This is a genomic window from bacterium (genome assembly GCA_004299235.1).
Taxonomy (GTDB): Bacteria; Chloroflexota; Dormibacteria; order Dormibacterales; family Dormibacteraceae; genus SCQL01.
Window position 1 is genome coordinate 1 of the sequence record SCQL01000072.1, and the last position, 1017, is coordinate 1017.

The 1017-nt window shown below is 61.7% G+C and carries 2 protein-coding genes; both read right to left on the reverse strand.

The genetic code is table 11. The annotated features are described in order from the left end of the window. On the reverse strand, positions 1-234 hold a 234-nt coding region (locus EPN29_14305; protein TAN30444.1), incomplete at its 3' end, for a hypothetical protein. After that, positions 143-643, reverse strand: coding sequence for a histidine phosphatase family protein (locus tag EPN29_14310; protein TAN30445.1), 501 nt, complete (start codon positions 641-643; stop codon positions 143-145). The genes EPN29_14305 and EPN29_14310, both read right to left, overlap by 92 nt. Positions 644-1017 lie beyond the last annotated feature (374 nt).

Genomic DNA, 1017 nt, shown 5'->3' on the forward strand with positions numbered 1-1017 from the left:
CGGGATGTTCTCGCTGTCCTCTCCTCGTAGGTGTGCACCCCCGAGGGGCTCCGGTGCCCACCGGGTAAGAATCCACTCGTTCATACCGTCGGACTCAAGGACGGCCAATCCGGTGTTGTCGGCCCACATCCGTTCAGTGTCATCAACCCCAAACCCGGCACGAAGCGCAAGAAAAACGCGCATGGACGCTCCGTGGGTGACCACGGCGACCGGACCGCGTCCCCGCTGCTCCACTGCGAGACGTCAGTGCGGCTGAGTAGGTGTCTAGGAACGTGTTGCCGGTGACACCGCCAGGAATCTTGAAGGAAAGGTCTCGATTCATCCACCGCAGCATGCACTCGACATAGCGTTGGGTGGCTTCATCATCGGCACGCATCTCCAGGTCTCCGCCGCTGATCTCAACGAGGCCAGGGTGAATCAGTGTCTCGAGCCCCAAATGCTGCGCCAAGATCTCTGCGGTGGACCTGGCTCGAAGGAGTGGCGAGCTATAGACCGCTGCTAGCCCCTCGTGCATCAGTGCCGGCCCGAGGGCCGAGGCCTGAGCGATTCCCAGAGCCGTAAGGGGCGCGCCCGGAGGGACCGTGTCGATAGCCCCGGTGAGATTTGACGGGGTCTGGCCATGTCTTATCAAAAGCATCTTCATGCCGAAAGTCTAGACCTTAACAATTGGCATTGCGTATGGCGTTCAAGCCAAGGCACGATCCCCCCGCGTAGTTGAACCAGTTCCAACTACGTCAGTTGGTTGACTGGTAAGTGCGGAGTTGATAGCCCGGGATCAGCCCAGGGGAGCGGAGCGACCGGACCGCAGCATGTCCGCGAGTCATACCGCCAAGCGGCCGGGTCACAAACTCGGACCTTGCGCTTGAGGAATCAGCCCGTCCGGTTCGTCGTCGGCTGCAGCTCATGCGTTCCGGCTTGCACGAGTACCGCCTCATATCACGCCGGCCGCGGCGAGCCTCCTGCGTGCATCGTGGTCCAGGCCCAGCAAGTCCCCGAAAATCTCGTCGTTGTGCTCGC

Coding starts and splice junctions, on each gene's coding strand:
- EPN29_14310 (TAN30445.1), bottom strand. CDS start 643: ATGAAGATGCTTTTGATAAGACATGGCCAGACCCCGTCAAATCTCACC.